Raw genomic sequence first — 24,812 nt, 5'->3', positions numbered from 1 at the left:
TTTTCAAAAAAACACGTACATTTGCAAAATCTAAAAGAAAGAACATAAAACAATAATTTATGGCAACAATTATCAATTACGCGATTATTATTATCTATTGTACAGCATTAGTAGGCATTTTCTTATATAGCCTTTCAATGCTTAGTTTGCTACTGAACTATCTCAAACATCGCAAACAAAACGACGAGGCTCCTAAGTTTAACTTGCTTGACCCTAAGGAGATTCCGTACGTAACCATCCAGCTACCACTTTACAACGAAAAGTATGTAGTACGTCGTTTGCTCGAAAATATCGCAAAATTGGAGTACCCTCGTACCAAACTCGAAATTCAAGTGCTCGATGACTCTACCGACGAATCAGTAACTGAAACCGCTGAAATCATTAAAGAACTACAAGCTACAGGCTTGGATATTAAGCACATTCGTCGCACCAATCGCGAAGGCTTTAAGGCAGGTGCTCTTAAAGAAGGATTAGCTATTGCCAAAGGTGATTTTGTTGCCATCTTCGATGCCGACTTTATGCCTCAACCCGATTGGCTCAAACGTACGGTAGTATACTTCAAAGACCCTGAAATAGGCGTAGTACAAACTCGCTGGGGGCACATCAACCGGAATTATTCTATCCTTACTAAAATACAAGCTCTCGCTCTTGATGTCCATTTCACTCTTGAACAAGTAGGGCGTAATTCTAAAGGATATTTTATCAACTTCAACGGTACAGCAGGTATTTGGCGTAAAGCGTGCATTTACGATGCAGGTAACTGGGAAGGCGACACCCTTACCGAAGACCTCGACCTCAGTTATCGCGCTCAATTAAAGAATTGGAAATTCAAATATTTGGAAGATGTAGAAACACCTGCCGAGCTTCCAGTAGTTATTTCAGCAGCACGCTCTCAACAGTTCCGTTGGAACAAAGGAGGAGCTGAGAACTTCCGTAAAACAGTAAGCCGTGTATTAGCAGCTAAAAACATAGGTTGGAAAACCAAATTTCACGGGGTAATGCACCTCCTCAATAGCTCTATGTTCTTATGGGTATTTGTGGTATCAGTCCTTAGTATCCCTATGTTGTACATCAAAAACCAATACGGACATTTGGCGTGGATATTCCACATTACTAGTTTCTTTATCATCAGTACTGTTATCTTGTTTATTTGCTATTGGTTTACTTATAAGAACCTGCAAGGAAAGACCTTCGACGACTTTTTAAACTACATCAAACTGTTTGTAACGTTCTTCTCAGTAGCCTTAGGTTTCTCTTTCCATAACACTGTTGCAGTACTCGAAGGACACACAGGTAAACGCAGTGAGTTTGTGCGTACCCCTAAATTCAATATCAATGCACTCTCCGATAGCTGGAAAAACAACAAATACATCAATACCAAACTATCGCCTAATATGATAGTAGAATTCTTACTAATGTTGTATTTCCTCTTTGGATTATACAGTGCCGTTCGTCTTAACGACTTTGGTATGTTCCCATTCCACTGTATGCTTACCCTAGGTTTTGGATTTGTATTCTTCAAATCACTTACCTCAAAAGCTTAATTGATTAGTATATTTGTAAATTAGCAAATGAATGTATAAAATAAAGGGTTGTCTTGAATAATAGGCAACCCTTTTATCTTATCTCTTACCTAAAACAATGAACTTAGAAACTTTCAGAGACCTTTGTTTGTCCTTACCACATACTACTGAAGATATGCCTTTCGGCGAGGACATATTGGCTTTTCGCATTTGTGGAAGGATATTCGTGCTTACGAATTTAGAAAGCGTCCCTTTGAGGGCAAGTCTCAAATGCAACCCTGAGCGTGCTTTGGAGCTTCGTGAGCAATACCCTGAAAAGATTGTAGCAGGCTATCACTTAAACAAAAAACTTTGGAATACAGTTTTGGTAGAGAGCCTCCCTCCCACTCTTATTGAAGAAATGGTACAACATTCTTACGAAGAAGTACTCGCCAAAGTACCTAAAAAAGAGAAAGAACTTATAACAAATCAATAGTATGAGACAAAAATTTACTTTGATTACTTTGGGCGTTCGCGATTTTCAAAAAGCCCTTAGTTTCTACGAAGGCTTAGGTTGGCAAAAATCAGATAAAAGTATGAACGACTATGCTCTTTTTCCTTTGGGAGGCATCGTATTGGGGCTTTACCCCTTAGAAGAACTTTCAGAAGATACTACTTTGCCTTATGAGCCAAGTTCGTTTGCAGGAATGACTATCAGCTACAATGCTACCTCGGAAGCGGAAGTAGACGCTGTATTAGCCAAAGTTAAAGAATTAGGAGCAACTATAATAAAACCTGCTCAAAAAGTATTTTGGGGTGGCTATAGCGGTTACTTTAAAGATTTAGACGGTTATGTGTTTGAAGTCGCTTATAATCCTTTTTGGGAGTTCGACGAGAATAACAATCTTAAATTGTAGACAATGAAAACACGTATTACAGAACTTTTTAATATTCAATATCCTATTATTCAAGGAGGAATGATATGGGCAAGTGGTTGGCGATTGGCTTCAGCAGTGAGCAATGCAGGCGGTTTAGGACTATTGGGCGCAGGCTCTATGCACCCCGAAACCCTTACAGAACACATACGTAAGTGTAAAGCGGCTACCGATAAACCTTTTGGGGTGAATATTCCTATTATGTACCCCGAAATGGATAAAGCTATTGAAGTGATTTTGCGCGAAGGGGTAAAGATTGTATTTACTTCGGCAGGAAATCCGGCTACCTATACCTCTTTATTGCAAAAAGAAGGCATAAAAGTAGCTCACGTAGTGAGTAGTAGTAAGTTTGCCCTTAAAGCCCAAGTTGCTGGCGTAGATGCTGTGGTAGCTGAGGGCTTTGAAGCGGGCGGTCACAACGGACGTGAAGAAACTAGCACAATGGTGCTCATTCCTGCTGTACGCAAAGTATTAGATATTCCTCTCATTGCTGCAGGGGGAATTGCTACAGGTAGCGGAATGCTTGCTGCTCTTGCCTTAGGTGCCGAAGGGGTACAGATAGGCAGCAGGTTCGTAGCTACTACCGAGGCTTCTGTACATCCTAATTTTAAAGAAAGAGTAGTAGCCGCTGGCGAAGGTGATACAGAACTTACGTTAAAGGAATTAGCCCCTGTACGTTTGCTTAAAAACGGCTTCTATAAGGAAGTAAAAGAGCTCTACAACACTCAGCAAGCTACTGTCGAAAACCTTAAAGCCTTAGTAGGTAATCGCCGTACCAAACAAGGAATGTTTGAAGGAGACGTAGAACAAGGCGAGTTAGAAATAGGGCAAGTAGTGAGTCTCATTACCCAAGTGCAAAGCGTAAAAGAGGTTATTGATGAGATGGTGATGGAATACAGGAGAAGTATTAAGAAATTACCTCATTGATAAAATAGTATTATTAGAATATTTGTCATTATTGTTATTTACCGTACTTTTGCACCCTAAAATTATACAATAAATATATATGAAAGCAGGAATTGTAGGACTGCCCAACGTGGGGAAGTCTACTTTATTTAATTGTTTATCAAATGCTAAAGCACAGAGTGCTAACTTCCCTTTTTGTACTATAGAGCCCAACTTGGGTGTTGTAAACGTACCTGACCCCCGTTTAGAGAAACTCGAAAGCCTTGTAAAACCTGAGCGTGTAATGCCTGCAACGGTAGAGATTGTAGACATAGCTGGACTGGTGAAAGGCGCCAGTAAAGGCGAAGGTTTGGGTAACCAATTTTTGGGAAATATACGTGAGTGTAATGCGATTATTCACGTATTGCGTTGTTTTGAGAATGACAACATCGTACACGTTGATGGAAGTGTAGACCCTATACGCGATAAAGAAACTATTGATATAGAATTGCAGTTAAAAGACCTTGAAACGGTTGAAAAACGCTTGGATAAAGTAACGCGTGCAGCGAAAGCAGGCGATAAGAAAGCGGCGAAAGAAATGGATTTGCTCAACCGTGTAAAAGAGGCTTTGCTCACGGGTGTTTCGGCTCGTGCCGTGCAAATAAGCGATGAAGAAAAAGAATTGCTGGACAGCTTCCAACTGCTCACTACCAAGCCTGTGCTATATGTGTGCAATGTAGATGAAAAATCGGCTAAAAATGGGAACGCTTATGTGGAACAAGTGAAAGATGCCGTAAAAGGTGAAGATGCCGAAGTGATTGTATTGGCAGTAGCCACTGAAGCTGACATCACCGAATTGGAAAGTTACGAAGAACGCCAAATGTTCTTGGAGGATATAGGTTTAGAAGAACCAGGAGCCTCTAAACTCATTCGTGCAGCTTATCACCTGCTGAACCTACAAACTTATTTCACCGCAGGAGTAAAAGAAGTGCGTGCGTGGACGATTCATCAAGGAGACACTGCCCCTCAAGCCGCAGGGGTAATTCACACCGATTTTGAGAAAGGATTTATTCGTGCTGAGGTAATCGCTTATAATGATTTTATTACTTATGGCAGTGAGGCTAAAGTAAAAGAAGCTGGTAAAATGCGCGTGGAAGGTAAAGAATATATCGTGAAAGACGGCGATATTATGCACTTCCGCTTTAACGTATAAAAAAGCCGGTAAGCAGATTCCCATCGCTTACCGACAAAAATAATTCTAAATTAAATAATCTTTATGGTTCAACTTTGTGCTTGAAAAGCAATCGCTTTTAAAAGACGAGGCAAAGATATGGCAATATTCTATTAGAAACAATATAAATTAGCTAATTAGGTAATTCGTTAGTAGTGTTCATCAGTAATTTTGCTAATTGGTAAATTATTTATATCTTTGCCGAGATGTTAGAAAATAAAAAGTTCATTATATGAGAAAAAAAATTGTAGCAGGGAACTGGAAAATGAACAACGACCTTAACAAGTCGTTAGCACTTATTTCCGACCTATTAAAAAAAGTACCTCAAACAAATGCTGAGGTAATGATTGCCCCTACCTTTGTAAACCTTATTCCAGCTGTAGAAGCAGTAAAAGGTAGCCACATCGAAGTAATTGCGCAAAATATGCACTTTGCTGAAAACGGTGCTTACACGGGGGAGATTTCGGCTGAAATGTTAGGCAGTATTGGGGTAAAAACTACTATTTTAGGACACTCTGAGCGCCGTGCTTACTTTAACGAAACTGATGAGAGTTTAGCTAAAAAAGTGAACACAGCCCTTAAACACAATATGCGTGTAGTGTTCTGTATTGGTGAAGAGTTAGCTGACCGCAAAGCTAATAAGCACTTTGATGTGGTAGGTAGCCAAATCAAAAATGGTTTGTTCCACTTGCCTGCTGAGGCTTGGCAACATATTGTATTGGCTTACGAACCTGTATGGGCTATTGGTACAGGCGAAACCGCAACTCCTGACCAAGCACAAGAAATTCACCACTTTATTCGTAAAACTATTGCTGACAAATACGGCAAAGGGGTTGCTGATAAAGTATCCATCTTGTATGGAGGTAGTGTAAAACCGGATAATGCAAAAGAAATCTTTGCAAAAGAAGATGTAGATGGCGGACTCATAGGTGGGGCTGCCCTTAAAGCTGATGATTTTGTTACTATTATCAAAAGCATTTAAAAGTTATTATTCCTTTTATAACGACTGTCCAATGAACTTTGTTCTTGGGCAGTCTTCTTTATGTAAATTAAAATATGATACAAAACGACTTATTCTTGAGAGTACTCAGCGGTGAGGTTACTGAACGACCGCCTGTGTGGATGATGCGTCAAGCAGGACGCTATTTGCCCGAATTTAGAGCTTTACGCGATAAATACGACTTTTTTACGCGCTGTCAGACACCGGAGCTGGCTGCGGAAATCACCGTACAACCGGTAGATATAGTAGGGGTAGATGCTGCAATATTATTTTCGGACATATTGGTAGTGCCTCAGGCTATGAATATAGAAGTAGAAATGAAAAAAAGCGTGGGACCGTGGTTGCCTAAGCCTATCCGTACAGCTAAAGATGTGGAACAAGTAATTGTGCCTAATATTGAAGAGCGTTTGGGCTACGTAATGGAGGCAGTAAAGATCACTAAGCAAATGCTAAACAATCGTGTGCCCTTAATTGGCTTTGCGGGTTCGCCTTGGACGATTTTCTGTTATGCGGTGGAAGGCTCAGGTTCACGTGATTTTTCAACGGCTAAGGAGCTTTGTTTTACGCAGCCTTCGGTAGCACACAGCTTATTGCAAAAGATTACTGACACAACGATTCTTTACCTGAAAGAAAAAGTAAAAGCAGGGGTAGATGCCGTACAGCTTTTTGATAGCTGGGGAGGAGTGTTAGCTCCTGACGACTATCGCACATTCTCGTGGCAATACCTCAACCAAATAGTAGAAGCTCTTGCTCCTTTTACCAAAGTGATTGTCTTCGCGAAAGGCTGTTGGTATGCTTTGCCTGAAATGGCAACTTCTAACGCAGCTGCTTTGGGCGTAGACTGGACGTGCGCCCCTGAGATAGCGCGCGAACTTACAAAAGGTAAAAAAGTATTACAAGGTAACTTCGACCCCTCACGACTCTTAGCACCTCCTGCCGAAATTAAACAGAAGGTGAAAGAGATGATAGATGCTTTTGGAAAAGACCATTATATTGCCAACTTAGGACACGGTATCTTACCTAATGTACCCGTAGAAAACGCTATTGCTTTTGTAGAGGCAGTAAAATCTTATCGCTTATAAAAAGCTATAGTTTTTTAATAGCGTTAATGAGAGTATCTACATCTTCTGGTTTAGTAGCCCAAGAAGTGATAAGACGTATGGCAGTGTGGGTTTCATCGACTTTCTTCCATATATAAAAATCGAATTGCTTTTGGAGAAGAGCTACTTGCTCATTAGTGAGAATAGGGAACACCTGATTAGTAGGAGTATGCGACAAGAAGTGTACTCCTTTTTCTATAAAAGCGTCTTGAATACGTTTAGCTTGAGCATTTGCGTGAAGAGCTAATTCATTAAATAAATTATTTTGGAAAAGCTCCAAGAACTGTATGCCGAGAAACCTTCCTTTGGCAAGTAAAGCCCCTTTTTGTTTGATATGGTACTCAAAGCCCAATTGAAGTTCAGGATTGTTTAAAACAATTGCTTCTCCCATTATTGCCCCATTTTTAGTAGCTCCTATATAGAAAGCATCGGTATAACGAGCTAAATCTTCCCAAGTAATATCATTGCCAGAAGCATTGAGAGCGTGAGCTAAACGCGCTCCATCGATATAGAGTAAGAGATTCAGTTCTTGACACAGGTGGTACAAATCTTTTAATTCTTGAAGCGTATAGATAGAGCCTAATTCAGTAGCATTGGAAATGTATACTAATCGGGGCACTACTTGATGAGGAAAATTGGTGTAACAAGTTGCTACTTCACGAATATCATCAAGTTGTATTTTGCCATTTATTGCAGGGGTTAGGTGTATTTTATGTCCGGTAGCTTCGATAGCTCCCGTTTCGCTATCGCAAATATGAGAGGTTTCGCAGGTAATAACGCTTTCATAAGGACGTAACATTGCTCCTAATGCTAAGAGATTGGCTTGTGTACCTCCGCTTACGAAATATACTTTACTTTGAGGATTATTTAGTTTTTCGGCAATAAGAGCTTTTGCTTTATTAGTATAAGTATCGCAACCATATCCTTGTTGTTGTTCGAGGTTGCTTTCTAACATTCGGTTTAAAATAGAAGGGTGAGCCCCTTCAGAATAGTCGTTTTTAAATGATATTTTCATAGTTTGTTCAAAGGTAATAGAAAGCTGCTATTACAAATTCAGAATGCAAAAGTAAAACTTTTTTATGTAAGAACGTTGTGAATATGAAAAAATTTATTACTTTTGCGCCCGAATTAATAACGAGGTCGTGAACCTCACTAATTAAATTTTTTATGCCAGTAAAAATTAGATTACAACGTCACGGAAAAAAAGGCAAGCCTTTCTATTGGATTGTAGCTGCTAATTCACGTGCAAAAAGAGATGGTAAATTCCTTGAAAAGTTAGGAACTTACAATCCTGTTAGCAATCCTGCTCAGATTGAAATAGATGTAGATGCAGCTGTAAAATGGTTAAAAAACGGAGCACAACCTAGTGACACAGCACGTCGTATTCTTTCTTACAAAGGGGTATTGCTTAAATACCACTTGCTTGGAGGAGTTGCCAAAGGGGCTTTGACCGAAGAACAAGCAGAGGCTAAGTTCAATGCTTGGGTAGAAGAGAAAGCTAACAAAGTATCTACAAAAGAGCAAAAATTAGCTAAAGAGAAAGCAGAAGCAAAAGCAAAGGCTTTGGACGCTGAAAAAGAAGCTAATGAGAAACGCAAGAACGCCGCTGTAGCTAAAGCTACCGAAGCAACGGTTGAAGCAACCGAAGAGGTTACAGAAGCTACCGAAGCTACCGAAGCTGAAGCTCCTGCGGAAGAAAATAACGAAACTGAGGCATAACCCTATGACTTTAAAAGATTGTTTTTATATAGGAACAATTGTGTCGAAGTTTAGTTTTAAGGGCGAGGTGCTAATCAAGTTAGATTCCGACGACCCTGAAATGTATGAAGAAATGGAATCAGTATTTATTGCCTTAGGCAATAATCTGGTTCCTTTTTTTATTGAAAAGAGCACTTTACACAAGTCGGATTTATTGCGCGTGAAGTTTGAAGAGATAGAAACTGAGGCTGATGCAGAAGCTCTATTGAGACACAAAGTATATTTACCTCTTGCGGTATTGCCTAAACTATCGGGGAATAAGTTTTATTACCACGAAGTGATAGGGTTTCAGGTAGAAGATGTGCACTACGGAGTAGTAGGGAAAATAGTTGGAATAAACGACAGTACTACCCAAGCGTTATTTGAAATTGAGAATGAGAACGGAAATGAGATACTTATTCCTATGGCTGATGAGTTTATTGAGAAGATAGATAGAGCCCACAAGAAAATTATTGTAAAAACCCCAGAAGGGCTTATTGATTTGTATTTAGAAAATTAAGAACAAACATAAAATATAAAACAAGGTTATCAAAAGCTGTTTTGATAACCTTTTTATATTTGCCTTAATAAGAAAAATCTACGGATTATGCTTCTTCAACAAGGGAAGAAAAAAGAATGAAAGGCTACCCAATAAGAGTGTCATAGCAAATTGTGATGTCCATACAATCCAACCAAAGGCTGTACCCACAGGAGTAGCTACTCCAAACAAAAATAGTACTTCTGCAATAAAAAAAGGATAAGAACCAAAGCCTGCATTGGTGAAGGTCATTGCAAAACTACCCACCACAAAAGCTGTAAGCACATTGGGCAAACTGATATGTGCGGTTTCGGGTAGGGCAAAAAATGGAATATAGAACATCAAAAAGTACATTGTCCAAATAAAAAGAGTATGAAAAAGAAATAGCGTTCTATGTTTTATTTTTACGACTGATAGGATTCCTTCCTTTATTCCGTTTAAAAAGACTTTTACCTTGATAAAAAAAGATTTATCGGAAGTGTAAATGAAATACAAAAAAACTATAAACGAAAAACCTCCTATACCCATTAACCACATTAGTTTTTGAAAAGGGATTTTGGAGAGAAGAAAGTTGCTTATAACCTCGAATTGGAGAATGAAAGCGAGCATAGTGAATAGAAAAAGCAAAAGTAGGTCGATAATTCGTTCGGAGATGATAGTGCCTAATGATTTCTCGAAAGGGACTCCGTCGTAATTGCTTACTACTAACGCACGAGAGACCTCGCCTGAACGCGGTATGGTTACATTCACCAAATAACCAATGAACACAGCCATTGCTCTATGTAAGAAAGCTGTGCGGTACCCCAAAGGTTTTAGCAACAAATGCCAACGTATGGCTCGAGAAAGATCGCTTAAAAATCCTAAAAATACAGCCAAAATGATATAGAAGTAATCAGCGTTTAGAAAAGTGAGTTTTATTTGGACAAACTGTTCTTCGTTAAATTGGCGATAAGCATACCAACACAAGAAAACGCCTACAAATATCGGAAGGGCTATCTTTAAGAACTTTTTCATTCGATTAGGTTGGTTGTTTCATTAGGGAAGATAATAGAAGGCTTAAAAGTTTTAGCTTCTTCAAAATCCATTAAAGCGTAGGATATGATGATGATGATATCACCTTTTTGCACTTTACGAGCAGCAGGACCATTCAGTACAATAGCACCTGATTTTCTCTTTCCTTTAATAATATAAGTTTCGAAGCGTTCGCCATTATTAACATCTACAATCGACACCTTTTCTCCCTCAATCATTTGAGCTGCCTCCAACAAATCTTCGTCAATGGTAATGCTACCGATATAATCTAAATCGGCTCCTGTAACCTTAACGCGGTGAATTTTAGATTTTAATACTTCTATTTGCATATTTATATTTGTATTGTTTTAAAAAACGGCGCAAATGTACGTTAAAAAATTGAAAACAGTGTAAGAAAGAAAAAAATTATGCTTACCTCTGCCCTATCTTTAGCTTATACAAACCTTGGACGATTGTTATACAAAGAGTATTTATAAGTTTAATATTCAACATCTTAAAGAATAGTAATTTTATATAAATGAGATTATCATTCTCAGTTTTTAGTTAGAAAGATTTATTTTGCATAAATTACAATAGAAAAAAATAGGAAGAAAGTGCTTGTTTACTAAAAAATATTCTTATCTTTGCCACCTAATTATATTTTTCAAATGATGATGAAAAGACTATTTATTTTGTCGTTAGCCGCAATAGGCTTTGTAGCTTGTAGTAAACGAGCTGATTATATAGTGCTTTCAGGAAAAGTAGAAGGCACTAATGGGATTCCTTTGGAGCTGAAGATAATAGGTGGTGAAGTAGACCAGCCATTGCATATCAAACCCGATGGTACTTTTCAAGACACGCTTCGCGTACCTTCTAATTACTATACTATTTTCAATCCTCAGGGAATAGAAATTCCGTTGTATTTAGAGCAAGGTGACGAACTTGGGGTTAATATCGACCTCACTAAGATGCCTTTAGAAATAAAATTCTCGGGCAAAGATACGCTTGCAAATGCTTATTTGCACAAAAAAGCTGACCTTACAATGGAAATTCAGAAAAGTGGTGGTATGCAACAACTTTTAGTTAAAGCACCTACAGAATTTAAAACAGCCGTAAATGAGTATAGCAAAAAGTATACTGACCTTTTGAAAAACACCAAGAACCTCTCTAAAGACTTCGTTAAAAAAGAGGAAAAGGCTATTAACTACGAAATGCTTTACCTAAAATCTATTTACCAAAATGCACACCAAAAACTCACTCAAGAAGAGGTAGCTCTTCCTAAAGAGTTTGCTGATGAGCTCGCTAAGATAGATTATGATATCGCTGAAGATTATAATACCTACAGAGCTTACAAAGAATTGGTTACTAATAAACTATTCGATAAGTTTCAAGATAACGAAAACGACGAAAACCCTTGGGGTAAACTTATCGCACACGTAAAAGGTCTGAAATCTAAAAATATTAAAGCAGACCTTACTCGTTATTTTATCAGTGGAGTTTCAGTAGCTAACACTCCTGAAGAAAATGCTGAACTCATCAAAAGTATCAAAGAAAACGTGAAAGACACTGCTGCCTTAAAAGAGTTAGACAGACGTATAGCGGTACTTGAAAGACTAAAACCTGGCAAAGATTTTCCTCCTTTTACAGCTGAAGATTTGAATGGTAAACCAGTATCTTATGAAAGTCTTAAAGACAAATTGCTTTACATCGACGTTTGGGCAACTTGGTGTAAACCTTGTATAAAAGAAATACCAAGTATGAAGGCTTTGCAAGAAGCATACAAAGGCAAACCCGTTACTTTTGTAAGTATTTCAGTAGACCAAGACAAAGAGGCTTGGAAAGTTGCCGTACAACGTGAGAAGCTGAGTGGTATCCAACTATATACTAACCTAAGTATGAACCGCGATTTCATAGATAACTACGACCTAAGCGGTATTCCTCGTTTTATGTTAGTGAAGAATGGTAAAATCATTAGCATTAGTGCACCTAGACCATCAGATGCTAAGGTAAAAGAACTTATCAACGCGAATTTATAACAAATACTTTTTTCATATTGAACAACTTTGCTAAAGCCATACAGACTTTAGCAAAGTTTTTTTGCTAATTATCTCATTGACAAATCGACTAATTAACTATGGCTCAATCTCTCATTTTTGAAGAATACGACCTCTCTAATGGACTACACGTGATTCTTCACCGAGATAACTCAGCTCCTGTGGTTACCATAGGAGTAATGTATCACGTAGGCGCCAAAGACGAAGACCCTACCCGCACTGGCTTCGCCCACTTCTTTGAGCATCTCCTTTTTGAAGGCACTCAGCATATAGCACGTGGCAAATGGTTTGATATTGTATCGGCAAATGGCGGACATAACAATGCTTTTACTACGCAGGACAAAACTTATTATTATGAAGTCTTCCCGTCTAACAATTTGCAATTAGGCTTGTGGATGGAAGCTGAACGTATGTTGCACCCTGTTATCAATGAGATTGGAGTAAGCACTCAAAATTCAGTGGTAAAAGAAGAGAAAAACCAACGTATAGACAATACACCTTACGGTAGGATAATGTACCGCTCGGCTATCAATCCGTACCTTTTTAAAAAACACCCTTATTCGGGAACAGTAATTGGAAAAGTGGAACATTTAGACGCTGCGAGCTTAGAAGAGTTTATCGCATTTAAGAAGAAGTTCTACAACCCTAACAACGCTGTACTGGTGGTGGCAGGCAATTTCGATACGATACCGACCAAAGAATGGATAGAACAATACTTTGCGACCATTCCTAATACGGGTAATGCTATACAACGCAACAAAATAGAAGAAGCTCCTATCACTGAAACTATTGAGGTAACCGAATACGACCCTAATATACAAATCCCACTGAAACTATATGCCTATCGCACTCCTGCAATGACGGACAAAAATTCGTTTACTATCGACTTGCTTTCTAACATTCTCACTGACGGAAAGAGCGCTCGCCTCTACAAAAAGATGATAGACGAGCATCAAACAGCTTTGCAGGTATTGGCTTTTTCGGACGCTCAAGAAGATTATGGCGTATATATAATGGGAGCACTCCCTATGGACGGTGTGAGTTTGGAAACTTTGGCACAAGAAATGGACGAAGAAATTACAAGACTACAAACCGAACTCATCAGTGAGCGAGAATATGAAAAGTTACAAAACCAGATAGAGGCTAACTTTGTGGTTCAAAACAGCCATATGGAAGGAATTGCCCTTTCTTTGGCAGATAACTATACTTTCTACAAAGACACTAACCTTATTAACAAGGCTATAGACCACTACCGCGCTATTACCCGAGAGGATATCAGAGAGGCTGCACGCAAGTATTTGGACAAAAACCAACGTTTAGACCTCAATTATTTACCTTCAAATCTATAAGTAAACTAAAATGACACATATAGACCGCTCTATACAACCCACCCCAGGAGCTGCTCCTATCATTAATTTAGGGACACCTGTTACTCATACCCTTCCGAACGGACTCACTCTCCTTATTGTGGAGAACCATAAACTTCCTCAAGTGGGAATTCGCCTTTCGTTAGACGAATGTCCGGAATTAGAAAAAGAAAAGAAAGGGATTTCTGACCTTATTTCGCTAATGGCGGGCAATGGCTCTACCTCTATCAGTAAAGACGATTTTAATGAGGAAATAGACTATCTCGCAGCGACTCTCTCTATCGCTTCTAATAGCGTTTATGCCGAAGTACTCTCTAAATACTTCCCGCGTGTGTTGGCTCTCATTGCTGATGCTGCCCTGCACCCTAACTTCACCGGAGAGGATATGGAAAAAGAAAAAGCACGCATTATCCAAAGTATTCGTGCCAATGAGAGTAATGCCGAAGTGATTATGAAGCGCGTACAGCAAACCTTGCGCTACAGTACGGCTCACCCTTACGGTGAATACATTACCGAAGCTCACATCGCTGCCCTCACCTTAGACGATGTAACTAACTATTACCGTAAACGTTTTGTGCCTAACAACGCCTATTTGGTTGTTACAGGTGATGTAAACCCCGAAGAGGTAATTACTTTGGTAAACGAACATTTCGCTGATTGGCAACCTTTTTCAGAAGAAGCTCCTGCCTTATATATCCCTGAAAATGTAAATGAAACACAAATCAACTTTATAGACTTACCCAGCGCGGTACAATCGGAAATAAGGGTTACGAACCTCATCGACCTAAAAATGTCGCACCCTGATTACTTTCCTCTATTGGTAGCCAACAGTATTTTAGGTGGAGATTTTGGCAGTTATATCAATATGAATTTGCGGGAAGAACACGGCTATACTTATGGAGCTTTTTCTACTTTCAAAACGGATAAATGGACAAAAGGCAACTTCAGCATCAAGACCAAAGTAGGGAATGCCGTAACAGCACCTGCTATTAGGGAGATACTCAAAGAAGTGAAGCGCATACAAACTAGTGTAGTGAGTGAAGAAAAGTTGGCACAAGCCAAAGCACAGTACTTGGGTCAGTTTGTACTGGCTACCGAGCGTCCACAGACGATTGCCAATTACGCTATCAATATAAAAGTGCGCAACCTACCCGAAGATTTTTACAAGAACTATATTGCGAACATCAATGCAGTAACCAAAGAAGATGTACAGCGAGTTGCTAATAGCTATTTCCTATTAGAAAACTTCAGAATCATCATTGTAGGCAAAGGCAGTGAGATAGCAAGAGAGCTTGAAAATATTAGCTTTGACGGGAAAAAAATCTCTGTGAAGTATTTTGATAAGTATGGGGAAGCAATTTAGTGAAAAATGAAGCGTTAAAGGTACGAGTCGCACAGGCAGTCGTAGCACGGTGCGAGCCGCACAGGCAGATAGTGCGAGCCGCACGGACAGATAGTGCGATCCGCACAGGCAGATAGAGAAAAGACGAACAAAAGACGAACAAAAGACGGTGCGAGCCGCACAGGCAGATAGTGCGAGCCGCACGGGCAGATAGAGAAAAGACGAACAAAGAACGAACAAATGACGAACAAATGACGGTGCGAGCCGCACAGGCAGATAGAGAAAAGACGAACGAATGACGAACAAAAGACGAACAATGAACGAACAAAAGACGAACGAATGACGAACGAATGACGAACAAAAGACGAACAATGAACGAAGAAAGGGAACATTTAAACCAAATATAAGTTGAAGATAAGTGGTGAAAAACACGAAGTAATTTTGGTTATTTGAACTAAAAAATATAAGATTTATTTTGAAGATATATGAGAAAATCGTATCTTTGCCGTCAATTATGACATAATGAGTAATTCTGAAAACTAAAATTAATTATATTAAAGAATGGCACATAACATTAAAAAAGGCGTAATTCTTGGAAAAGAAGTACAAGAAGTATTCAAATACGCTAAAGAAAAAGGCTTTGCTCTTCCTGCAGCCAACGTTATCAGTTCAAACTCTATCAACGCTGCATTAGAAACTTCAGTAGCTGTAAATGCCCCAATGATTATCCAATTTTCTAACGGTGGTGCTCAGTTTATGGCTGGTAAAGGATTGAATAACGACAACCAACGCGCTTCAGTTCTCGGAGCGGTAGCAGGTGCTAAACACGTTCACCAATTGGCAGAAGCCTACGGAGCATCTATCATTTTGCACACTGACCACTGCGCTAAAAAATTACTTCCTTGGCTTGATGGTATGCTTGAAGCATCAGAAAAACACTTCAAAGAAACAGGTAAACCATTGTTCAGCTCACATATGATTGACCTATCGGAAGAACCTATCAAAGAAAATATTGAAACTTGCAAACGTTATCTTGAACGTATGAGCAAAATGGATATGACTTTGGAAATAGAACTCGGTATGACCGGTGGTGAAGAAGACGGGGTAGACAACTCACACGTAGATAGTAGCAGGCTCTTCACACAGCCAGAAGACGTAGCTTACGCCTACGAAGAACTTTCTAAAATTAGCTCACAATTCACCATTGCAGCTGCTTTTGGTAACGTTCACGGGGTGTACAAACCTGGCAATGTGAAATTGACACCAAAAATTTTAAGAAATTCACAAGACTACGTTTCAAAGAAATACAATTTGCCTCACAACGCACTCGACCTCGTATTCCACGGAGGTTCAGGCTCTACCCTCGAAGAAATCCGCGAGGCTATTTCTTATGGTGTAATCAAAATGAATATTGATACCGACTTGCAATACGCTTTCACTGAAGGTGTTCGCGACTATATGAAAGCTAAATCGGCTTACTTGCAAGGACAAATAGGTAACCCAGAAGGTCCCGAAGCGCCTAACAAGAAATACTACGACCCACGTGTATGGCTTCGTGAAGGCGAAAAGACATTTGTTACTCGTTTGAAAAAAGCGTTTGAAGACCTTAACAACGTAAATACTTTATAGTAGTATTTCCCCACCTGATAACTTTGCCAAGAAGCTACAGCAACCTCTGCCAATAGACTTTTTGGCAAAGTTTTTGATATATGAACACAAACATTTTTAATTAAACATATGGGATATAATTCAAATTACGACAGCTACAACACTAACTATCAAACACCTCAAATAGTAAGCTATGCTACTAATGAGGCACAAGCTACCTTTTACCGCAAAACTTACTCACACGTAGCAATGGCACTTTTGGCTTTTATAGCTGTAGAAGCTATTTTGCTAAATGTAGTACCAGAAAGCCTTATCATCTCTATGGTAAGTGGCAAATGGGTATGGCTATTGATTTTGGGAGGCTTTTGGTTAGGCTCAATCCTTGCCAGCAAATGGACGCAAGCACAAGATAAGAATACCCAATATATGGGCTTAGGACTTTATGTGTTACTTGAAGCTGTTATCTTTATGCCAATAATCTTTTTGGCGATGTACTTTACTGATGGTACGGCTATCCTTTCGCAAGCTGGTATTATTACACTTGCTTTGTTTGGCGGACTTACAGCGGTGGTATTCCTCACCCGTGTAGACTTTTCGTTCTTGCGTAGCATATTGGTAATAGGAGGTTTTGTAGCCTTAGGACTTATTGTGGCAGGAGCTATCTTTGGTTTCGATTTAGGACTTTGGTTCTCAGTAGCAATGGTTGCTTTGGCAGCAGGTGGTATACTATATGAAACTTACAACATCAAAAATGTATACAGCACAGACCAATACGTAGGGGCTGCTTTGCAGTTGTTCTCTTCTATTATGCTACTTTTCTGGTATATATTGAGAATACTTATGTCGAGAAGAGACTAATCTGTTCTCCTAAAATATTAAAATGATAAGTTCCATCATTGAGTACAATGAGATTAGTACTTTTGATGGAACTCTTGTATTATATGAGGTTATATGAGGAAGTATGTTAGCTTGTCTTCTTATAATTCCAAATAGCCCAACTATTAAGCAGCACAGCGAATCCTACAAGATACAAAAACTCTATGTGTAATTGTGCAAAACTACTGCCTTTGAGCACAATTAAGCGGACAGCATTCACAAAATGGGTTACCGGAATAGCATTACTCACCTGTTGACTCCAAGCGGGCATACTGTCTACACTGGTGAGGAAACCGCTCATCAAAAGGAATATCATTATAAAGAAATAGGCGATAAACATAGCTTGCAACTGTGAATCGGCATAGGTGGAGACCAGAAGTCCGAAGCCGAGAATTGCGATGAGGTACATTATCGCAAAGGCGTATAAAGTGAGTAGATTTCCTGCGGGGAAGATACCATAGACTACATACATCACCACAAGCCCCAAGGTGAAGAGGATTAACCCTACTACCAAAAAGGGTATGAGCTTTCCTAATATAAACTGCCACTTCTTGATAGGCGTTACATTTATCTGCTCGATAGTGCCTATCTCCTTTTCTTTGACTACATTGAGTGCTGAAAGAAATCCCCCAATAATGGTGAGTAATATAGCTAAAATACCTGGAACAATGTAGCGTGTATATTGCATATAGGGGTTGTACCAATGGGTACTCTCCACCCCGATTTTGGCTACATTACCTATGCGCTGAGGGGCTTTTACATTTACATCGAGTTGGGTGTTGAAGTCGCGTATTACCGAAAGCAAATACGCCCCTCCTAACGACGACTTACTCCCGTTAATCGCATCGATAGAGACACCGAGAGGTTGCTTTCCTTCGCGTACGAGGTTGCGCTCAAAACCTTCGGGGACTTCCAAAACTACATCAGCTTTGCCGTCTTCTATCAGGGCGATACCTTCCTTATAGGAGAAAGGAGCCTCTACGAGTTTAAAGTACCCTGACGCAGTAATCTTCTGTATCAGTTGGTGAGAATAGGTACTTTGGTCGTGGTCGATATACACGAGGTTGATGTTCTTCACATCGAAATTGGCAACTAAGGGCAATATAATCAGTTGGAAGATAGGTGCCACAAACATCATTGCCAAGATCGTCTTATCTCGGAATATCTGCTTAAATTCTTTTTGGAGTATAAAGCTTAATACTTTCATTTCTTCTTTATTGTAATCGTATTTTAAACTTCTTCATTGCAAGGCTTAAGAAAACTACTGCCATTGCTATTAATATCAGCGTTTCTTTCCATACATAAGTAAAATCCAATCCTTTGAGCATTACTTTCTTCACGATACTGTAGTAATAACTTGAGGGGAAGACTTTAGATATCCCCTGAAAGATAAGAGGCATATTCTCTATGGGGAACATAAAGCCGGTAAAGAAAGCCGTAGGGAGCATCATTCCCATCATAGCGATGAGCATAGCCGTCTGCTGTGAAGCGGTAACGGTGGATATGAGTAGCCCCAACGACAAACAGATGATGATAAACAAGGTGCTTTCGGCGTACAACAACAGCAGATTGCCACGTATCGGGACATCGAGCATATAGACCGATAGCAGGAGTATCACGGTGAAGTTGATGAGCGAGAGAATAAGGTAAGGCACAGCTTTGGCAATGAGTATCATTATAGGTTTGAAAGGCGATACCAAAAGGATTTCCATAGTGCCTAACTCTTTTTCGCGCACTACCGCTACCGAGGTGAGGGCAGTGCTCACTATCATAAAGACGAGTGCGATTACCCCAGGAACGAAGTTCATAGAGCCATTTTGCTCCTCGTTGTACAGCATTCGGTTTTCTATGGTTATCTGGTAGGGTAGTTGCACAGCAGGGTTCAGCTCTTGCTGATAGCTCGCTACCATAGTTGAGAAGTAGTTTTGCACCGTTTTAGCCGTGTTGGGGTCGCTCCCATCGGTGATGAGTTGTAGCAAGGTGCCACTGGGTGTGTAGAGGTCTTTGCCGAAATCGGGAGGGAAGATGAGCGCGGCTTTTATTGTGCCACGCTTGAATTGGTCTTCTACTTGATCGTAACGAAGCAGAGGGTCTTTCAGCTTAAAATACGGACTTGACTGCAAGCGGTGTGTGATTTCTTGGCTATAAGTGTTGTTTGCCTCATCTAATACAGCGATACCAATGTTCTTGACCTCGCTGCTGAGGGCTTGACCGAAAAGGATAATCTGCGCTATAGGGATACCAAAGAGTATCAGTAGCGTGCGACGGTCGCGGAATACGTGATAGAATTCCTTGCGTATAAAGGCGATGAGCTGTTTCATATTAATAGGTGAGCGAATTGCCATTCGCCCCTACGGGGTTATTCATTACGTTTTGCTTTACGGGCGAGTTGGTAGAACACCTCGTCCATTGAATGAGTGTTAAACTGTGATTTAAGGCGAGTGGGCGTATCCATTGCTTCCACTTTGCCGTCTACCATTATGCTGATGCGGTGACAATATTCGGCTTCGTCCATATAGTGAGTGGTAACGAATACAGTGATCCCCTGCGCCGAGGCTTCGTATATCATATCCCAAAACTGTCGGCGCGTTATCGGGTCTACGCCACCGGTAGGCTCGTCTAAGAACACGATTTCGGGACGATGAAAGATAGCCACCGAGAAGGCGAGCTTCTGTTTCCAGCCCAGAGGTAGCGACCCTACGAGTTTGTTGGCTTCAGCCTCCAAACCGAGCTTGGTGATAAGGTCGGTACTGCGGGTTTTGATTTCCTTGCGACTCAAGCCATAGACGCCTCCGTAGAAGGTGATGTTTTCCTGCACGGTGAGGTTGTCATACAACGAAAACTTCTGACTCATATAGCCGATGTGCTTTTTTATCTGCTCTTGCTCTCGATAGACATCAAAGCCTGCTACGGTAGCCTCGCCTGAGGTAGGGTAGGAGAGTCCGCAGAAGATGCGTATAGCGGTGGTTTTCCCCGCACCATTGGCACCGAGGAAGCCGAAGATTTCGCCTTTTTCAACAGTAAGGGAAATGTTGTTTACGGCTTTGAAATCGCCGAATTGCTTTGTTAGATTATGACAGTGTATTGCGTACATCTTATTAAATTAGCAAATTAGCAAATGTGAAAATTAGCAAATTACCCCCCACACATACTCTGCTGTCGCAGACTTCCCCAAAGGGGGACAAGCCGGAAAGGTGATAAATATTGCTTTAATTTTCTTCCATTAATCTTATAAAACTGTCCTCGATGGTGGGGGTAATGGCTTTCCATTCGAGGTGGGGAAAGGTGGTTTTCAGCTGTTGCTCGAATATGGGAATGTTGGTATTTTCCTTGAGAGTAACGTGTAGGTACTCGCCAAAGGGGTAACAGCTATCAATGTTGGGGTGCTCGCGCAGGTGCTGAAGCAGTGCGTACAGGTCGGGAGCCTTGATAGCATAGAGTGCGGTGGGGTACTGAGCGATGATTTGTTCGGGGGTGCTGGTGGATAGTACCTTGCCTGATTGTATTAAGGCTATGCGGTCGCATAGGCTGGCTTCGTCCATATAAGGGGTGGAAACGAGTATGCTGATGCCTTGCTCCTTTAGTTTCTTCAGCATCTCCCAGAACTCTTTGCGCGAAACCACATCTACCCCCGTGGTGGGCTCGTCTAACAAAAGGACTTTGGGCTTGTGAATGAGCGCGCAACATAGGGCTAACTTCTGCTTCATACCCCCTGAGAGCTTGCCCGCACGACGGTTGCTAAACGGCTTTATCTGCTCGTAAATATCCTTAATAAGGTCGTAATTCTCGGCGATAGTCGTACCAAAAACGGTAGCGAAGAAGGAGAGGTTCTCCTCAACAGTGAGATCTTGGTAGAGAGAGAAGCGCCCAGGCATATAGCCCACGTGCTTTCGGATTTCTTTATAATCCTTGATGATATCCCAACCCTTGATGCTTGCTGTGCCCTCATCAGGCAAGAGGAGGGTAGTGAGCATACGAAAGACGGTGGTTTTGCCCGCCCCATCGGGACCTATGAGCCCAAAGAGTTCGCCCTTTTTAACTTCTAAGGAAAGGTGTTGGACGGCGTGGGTACTGCCGTAGGACTTGCTGAGATTATATATACTTATGCTTGTCATTTTATTAATTAGGTGTGAGCCACACAGGCTGTTTTGTTTTCTATTGTTAAAAAAGGTTGTACTTTTGCCAAGAATTTAGATACTATACTTATATGCATTACCTATACCTCACTTTAGCGATTGTTTTAGAAGTCTTAGCCACTGCTCTTTTAGGTAAATCGGAAGAGTTTACCAAGAGGTTATTTGCCGTAGGCTCGCTGTTGTCTTATGGTGTTTGTTTTTATTTTTTATCCTTAGCCCTCAAGAATATTTCACTGGGGGTAGCCTATGCTATCTGGTCAGGGGTAGGGATTGTACTGACAGCCATTGTGAGTATTCTTGTTTTTAAGAATAAAATAGACTTGCCTTTTGTATTGGGTTCCCTGCTTATCATCGCTGGGGTGGTGGTGATTAACCTCTTTTCAAAGGCAAATGGGCACTGATTTTCCCTTTATTTTTTATCTTTTCTTCTTGTTATCAAAATAAATACTACACAAATTACCAGTCCTACAAGAGCGGGTTTGGCTATTGACCAACCGCTTGCACCACTGCTCACCACACTCCATAACAGTTTTAAAAACGCAGCTAACACTACGGTGTAGAGCAATAAGCGCCATTTTCTCTTCCACGCTGAGACTATCAACAGATAGAAAAAAAGCGGTACACTTAGTGAGAAAAGTATCTTTTTTGTGTCCCACGTGCCTTTGAGATAGTCCATTTCGTAGGCTAAGAAGCCGAGCACCTTAGGGTCGGTTTGTTGTGGGGTGGGGAACCAAAACATACTGGTAAATAGGCAAAAGATACTCAATGACACTCCTGCATACGATTTCCTCAAAGCAAAATACACCATAGGCACGATAAAGAGTGGACGGACATACCAGCTCAATATATTGTGATGTCGCGCAAAAGTCCACTCAAAAAAGGAGTCATTAGTGAGAAAGACTACTATAAAAACTATGGTAAGCAGGGCGAAAACCGTTGCTATTACTTTGTCGTATTTCTTTAACATAGGGTTGTATTTGTTAGTAAGCTACAAAAAATGTGCTAAGAATGTGAGCTACAAGCTCTATTCTTGATAGACACGAGCCATAGGCTCGCGCCAGCGGGGGGTGTAGAGCGAGGTTATTTGAATAGCACTTCTCCGTACATTCCTATCTTTAAAAAGCCGTCGTTTTTAACCTTTACTTTGATAGCATAGACGAGGTTGGCGCGTTCAGATTTGGTTTGAATCGTTTTTGGGGTGAACTCGCTCTCTTGGGATATCCAGATAATTTCGCCTTGATAGGTGCGGTATGCGCCTTTTCCGGCATCGGTGCGCACGGTAACTTGCTGTCCTAATTTGATTTGAGATAGTTGATCACCCGTAATATAGGCTTTGAGAGTTAGTACATCAGTATTAGCAATCTTATAGAGAGGCTTTCCGAACGTCTGCATTTCTCCTTTTAGGGCGTAGTTAGTAAGCACAGTGCCCGCAATAGGGTTGATGATTTCACCCTGATTGATTTGCTCTTGAACAGCCTGAGCATTCTTTTGCAGAGGGGCTTCTTGGCTTAATACATTGCGGTTCTGGGTGTTGATGTTGGTGAGACTGACCTTGAGTTGGTTTTCGGTTACGGCTATCTGCTTGCGAAGCTGGTCGATGAGGGCGGAGAGGTCGTCCAATTGCTTTTGTGTAGCAGCCCCTCCACGTACTAAGTTTTGTGTACGTGTAAGCTCACGTTCCTGTTGGGCGAGTTGTGCGCGCTGTACTTCGAGTTGGCTACGAATGAGTGCCACCTGGTCGGCAGGGTTTTGGGTTTTCTCTTTGAGTGAGGCAATAGTGGCTTCCACCTGCTCTTTCTGTATCTTGAGGAGAGCGACGTTTATCTGACCGACCTTTTGACCTTCGGTAAGAGTTTTGCCTTCTTCTACCTCGTAGTCGATGAGTTGCCCCGTCTGTTGGGCAGAAACAATGACTTCGTCGGCTTCGAAGTTGCCAGAAGCGTCGAATTTGTTCTTATTATTGCAAGCTATTAAAGCTATCAATGTGGTAATAAGTGCTATCTTTTTCATTTTCCTATAATTAATTGATGATTCTCTTGAGCTTGGAGGAGTTGTATTTGGTGCAGGATAAGGGTTTGCTGGGCAAGATGCCAAGCATTGACTTTCTGCAAGTATTCGTGAGTGGTGATAACCCCGTTATCTAATTGTACTTCGGCTGCTTTGGCGACAGAGTGGCGCAGAGTTACTGATGCTTCATCTTGTTCTATGAGCTTTTGTAGCTTTTTGAGTTGCTCGGACTGCTGAGTGAGTTCGAGTTTTGTGTTGAGCAAGAAGGCTTGGCGGTCGGCTATGAGGCTTTCGCGGTTCAGGTGCAAAATATGTCTCTTGCTCGACAGGTTGTATAGCGGACTTAGATTCCACTGCAAACGGAGCCCCGTGATGTAATAGAAATCAGCTTGGTTGCTGAGCATATTGAGTGTGGGACGCCCGTAACCACCTTGAAAAAACGCACTGAGCTTAGGTATATATTCGCTACTGAGCTGTTTTTCTTGCGCTTTAAGCAACGATTCCTGTAGCTGAAACCCTTTGAGTTCAGGACGAAAAATCTCGGTACTTAGGGTTTGAGACTGGGATTGAGGCGCAGGCTGTGCGAGCTGGGAAGCGCTGGTGAGCTCTTTGCCTATGAAAGTAGACAGCATTTGCAAGTAGGTAACTTGGGTAGCTTCGTACTCGGTGGTTTGCATTGTCACGCGGAGGATTTCGGCTTTAAGCTCGTCTACATTGCTGGGGAGGGTTGTACCGTTTTTTAGGGCTACTTCCGCCTTCTTAAGTTGCGACTCAAGCGTTTCGATATTGAGGCGGTTTTGCGATAACTGGGCATCGATGAGGAGCACCCCAAAATATAGGTTGCTCACGCGTTGTTTTAGGGTGTATAATTGGGCTTCGACGGCTTGTGCTTGCACGGCACTTTGAGCTTTGGCGATAGCCTTCTGACTGTGAATCGCACCACCCCCGTATAGGAGTTGGCTCACTTCGCCCACCACCTTGTATTGCTCCTTGTCGATAGTAGGCAAAGAGACGTTAGGAGGCAGTGGGAGTGCTCCTACAATGGTTTTAGAGAGGTCGGTTACTTCCGACTGGTAAGTGGCTTGCCCTAGGATAGAGACCTGTGGGAGGTAAGCACGATTGGCATTGGCAAGAGTATAGTCTTCGGTTTTGGCTACCAAATCGAGCTTTTTGACGGTGGGGTAGTTCTCACGAGTAAGACGATAGCAGTCCTCCAAAGAAAGGATAGCCTGCGCTTGCGCGGTGAGAGTGAGGGCTATAGATGCGGTGAGTGTTAGGATAAGGTGTTTCATAGTGGCAATCCTCACCCCCGTTCCCCCTCTCCGAAAGAGAGGGGCAAGCCATAAAACAGAGTAAAAGACTGATGAATTAAGGCTTTTAGGGGTATTATAGTGTTAATAAATTAGTTTAACCATTTGGTTAGGGTATAGATAAAAAAAAATGTTATTTAGCCTCCGTTCCCCCGAAGGGAGACAATCCGCAA

Annotated in this window: 25 protein-coding genes; 15 read left to right on the top strand and 10 right to left on the bottom strand. The window is 41.1% G+C overall.

From position 1 onward, the window contains the following. Positions 1–59: 59 nt before the first annotated feature. From C3V44_RS00500 to hemE, 7 genes are all read left to right on the top strand, one after another. Positions 60–1,544, top strand: coding sequence for a cellulose synthase family protein (locus C3V44_RS00500; RefSeq protein WP_106095165.1), 1,485 nt, complete (start codon positions 60–62; stop codon positions 1,542–1,544). Positions 1,545–1,641: 97 nt separating this feature from the next. Next, positions 1,642–1,998, top strand: coding sequence for an MmcQ/YjbR family DNA-binding protein (locus C3V44_RS00495; protein WP_106095164.1), 357 nt, complete (start codon positions 1,642–1,644; stop codon positions 1,996–1,998). Position 1,999: 1 nt separating this feature from the next. Beyond that, entirely contained in the window at positions 2,000–2,419 is a 420-nt protein-coding gene (locus tag C3V44_RS00490; RefSeq protein ID WP_002672858.1) for a VOC family protein, read from the top strand. A gap of 3 nt (positions 2,420–2,422) precedes the next feature. Then, complete coding sequence (locus C3V44_RS00485; RefSeq protein ID WP_106095163.1) at positions 2,423–3,364, top strand: nitronate monooxygenase family protein; 942 nt, start codon at positions 2,423–2,425, stop codon at positions 3,362–3,364. 79 nt (positions 3,365–3,443) lie between these two features. Beyond that, positions 3,444–4,535, top strand: a complete 1,092-nt coding sequence (gene ychF / locus C3V44_RS00480) for a redox-regulated ATPase YchF (protein WP_106095162.1) — start codon at positions 3,444–3,446, stop codon at positions 4,533–4,535. 250 nt (positions 4,536–4,785) lie between these two features. Further along, entirely contained in the window at positions 4,786–5,535 is a 750-nt protein-coding gene (gene tpiA / locus C3V44_RS00475; protein WP_009420925.1) for a triose-phosphate isomerase, read from the top strand. A gap of 74 nt (positions 5,536–5,609) precedes the next feature. Further along, entirely contained in the window at positions 5,610–6,635 is a 1,026-nt protein-coding gene (hemE, locus tag C3V44_RS00470) for a uroporphyrinogen decarboxylase (protein WP_106095161.1), read from the top strand. Positions 6,636–6,639: 4 nt separating this feature from the next. Here the strand turns inward: hemE and C3V44_RS00465 are convergent, their stop codons facing one another. Further along, a complete protein-coding gene (locus C3V44_RS00465) occupies positions 6,640–7,668 on the bottom strand; it encodes a low specificity L-threonine aldolase (protein WP_106095160.1) in 1,029 nt (342 codons plus the stop codon). A 152-nt stretch (positions 7,669–7,820) separates the two neighbouring features. Here C3V44_RS00465 and C3V44_RS00460 point away from each other — a divergent pair, with 152 nt between their 5' ends. Further along, positions 7,821–8,372, top strand: a complete 552-nt coding sequence (locus C3V44_RS00460) for a 30S ribosomal protein S16 (protein WP_106095159.1) — start codon at positions 7,821–7,823, stop codon at positions 8,370–8,372. A gap of 4 nt (positions 8,373–8,376) precedes the next feature. Then, positions 8,377–8,910 carry a ribosome maturation factor RimM gene (rimM, locus tag C3V44_RS00455; RefSeq protein WP_106095158.1) on the top strand — a complete coding sequence of 178 codons (534 nt, stop codon included), beginning with the start codon at positions 8,377–8,379 and terminating at the stop codon, positions 8,908–8,910. Between the two features lie 78 nt (positions 8,911–8,988). Here rimM and C3V44_RS00450 read toward each other — a convergent pair whose 3' ends face one another. Both C3V44_RS00450 and panD read right to left on the bottom strand, forming a co-directional pair. Beyond that, positions 8,989–9,942: a lysylphosphatidylglycerol synthase transmembrane domain-containing protein gene (locus tag C3V44_RS00450; RefSeq protein ID WP_106095157.1), complete on the bottom strand. Its 954-nt coding sequence runs from the start codon at positions 9,940–9,942 to the stop codon at positions 8,989–8,991. Further along, positions 9,939–10,289, bottom strand: a complete 351-nt coding sequence (panD, locus tag C3V44_RS00445) for an aspartate 1-decarboxylase (protein WP_002672875.1) — start codon at positions 10,287–10,289, stop codon at positions 9,939–9,941. The genes C3V44_RS00450 and panD overlap by 4 nt, the downstream gene beginning before the upstream one ends. Before the next feature lie 318 nt (positions 10,290–10,607). On the opposite strand from panD, the gene C3V44_RS00440 reads away from it, so the two are divergent. From C3V44_RS00440 to C3V44_RS00415, 5 genes are all read left to right on the top strand, one after another. After that, complete coding sequence (locus C3V44_RS00440) at positions 10,608–11,975, top strand: TlpA disulfide reductase family protein (protein WP_106095156.1); 1,368 nt, start codon at positions 10,608–10,610, stop codon at positions 11,973–11,975. A 98-nt stretch (positions 11,976–12,073) separates the two neighbouring features. Continuing rightward, on the top strand, positions 12,074–13,342 hold the full coding sequence (locus C3V44_RS00435) for a pitrilysin family protein (RefSeq protein WP_106095155.1): 1,269 nt from the start codon (positions 12,074–12,076) through the stop codon (positions 13,340–13,342). Between the two features lie 10 nt (positions 13,343–13,352). Beyond that, positions 13,353–14,723 (top strand): pitrilysin family protein, encoded by a 1,371-nt coding sequence (locus C3V44_RS00430; RefSeq protein WP_106095154.1) that lies wholly within the window; start codon positions 13,353–13,355, stop codon positions 14,721–14,723. 540 nt (positions 14,724–15,263) lie between these two features. Beyond that, positions 15,264–16,331: a class II fructose-bisphosphate aldolase gene (gene fbaA, locus C3V44_RS00420; protein WP_002672889.1), complete on the top strand. Its 1,068-nt coding sequence runs from the start codon at positions 15,264–15,266 to the stop codon at positions 16,329–16,331. A 108-nt stretch (positions 16,332–16,439) separates the two neighbouring features. Further along, entirely contained in the window at positions 16,440–17,168 is a 729-nt protein-coding gene (locus C3V44_RS00415) for a Bax inhibitor-1 family protein (protein WP_106095152.1), read from the top strand. A 106-nt stretch (positions 17,169–17,274) separates the two neighbouring features. On the opposite strand, the gene C3V44_RS00410 is transcribed toward C3V44_RS00415, so the two are convergent. The 4 genes from C3V44_RS00410 to C3V44_RS00395 all read right to left on the bottom strand — a co-directional run bounded on the left by C3V44_RS00410 (position 17,275) and on the right by C3V44_RS00395 (position 21,301). Then, positions 17,275–18,393, bottom strand: a complete 1,119-nt coding sequence (locus tag C3V44_RS00410; protein ID WP_106095151.1) for an ABC transporter permease — start codon at positions 18,391–18,393, stop codon at positions 17,275–17,277. A gap of 7 nt (positions 18,394–18,400) precedes the next feature. Continuing rightward, positions 18,401–19,531, bottom strand: a complete 1,131-nt coding sequence (locus tag C3V44_RS00405) for an ABC transporter permease (protein WP_106095150.1) — start codon at positions 19,529–19,531, stop codon at positions 18,401–18,403. Between the two features lie 14 nt (positions 19,532–19,545). Further along, positions 19,546–20,280 (bottom strand): ABC transporter ATP-binding protein, encoded by a 735-nt coding sequence (locus C3V44_RS00400; RefSeq protein WP_053580860.1) that lies wholly within the window; start codon positions 20,278–20,280, stop codon positions 19,546–19,548. 115 nt (positions 20,281–20,395) lie between these two features. Next, on the bottom strand, positions 20,396–21,301 hold the full coding sequence (locus C3V44_RS00395; RefSeq protein ID WP_106095149.1) for an ABC transporter ATP-binding protein: 906 nt from the start codon (positions 21,299–21,301) through the stop codon (positions 20,396–20,398). 92 nt (positions 21,302–21,393) lie between these two features. Between C3V44_RS00395 and C3V44_RS00390 the strand changes: the two genes are divergently transcribed. Then, on the top strand, positions 21,394–21,723 hold the full coding sequence (locus tag C3V44_RS00390) for a multidrug efflux SMR transporter (protein WP_106095148.1): 330 nt from the start codon (positions 21,394–21,396) through the stop codon (positions 21,721–21,723). Between the two features lie 8 nt (positions 21,724–21,731). On the opposite strand, the gene C3V44_RS00385 is transcribed toward C3V44_RS00390, so the two are convergent. The 3 genes from C3V44_RS00385 to C3V44_RS00375 form a co-directional block, all read right to left on the bottom strand. Beyond that, positions 21,732–22,289: a hypothetical protein gene (locus C3V44_RS00385; protein WP_106095147.1), complete on the bottom strand. Its 558-nt coding sequence runs from the start codon at positions 22,287–22,289 to the stop codon at positions 21,732–21,734. A gap of 113 nt (positions 22,290–22,402) precedes the next feature. Continuing rightward, positions 22,403–23,332, bottom strand: coding sequence for an HlyD family secretion protein (locus C3V44_RS00380; RefSeq protein WP_106095146.1), 930 nt, complete (start codon positions 23,330–23,332; stop codon positions 22,403–22,405). Next, positions 23,329–24,621, bottom strand: coding sequence for a TolC family protein (locus C3V44_RS00375; protein WP_106095145.1), 1,293 nt, complete (start codon positions 24,619–24,621; stop codon positions 23,329–23,331). The genes C3V44_RS00380 and C3V44_RS00375 overlap by 4 nt, the downstream gene beginning before the upstream one ends. Between the last annotated feature and the right edge of the window lie 191 nt (positions 24,622–24,812).

It is taken from the genome of Capnocytophaga sp. oral taxon 864, from assembly GCF_002998835.1.
In the GTDB taxonomy this organism is placed as follows: Bacteria; Bacteroidota; Bacteroidia; order Flavobacteriales; family Flavobacteriaceae; genus Capnocytophaga; species Capnocytophaga ochracea.
This window is presented reverse-complemented; position numbering and strand designations above follow the sequence as displayed.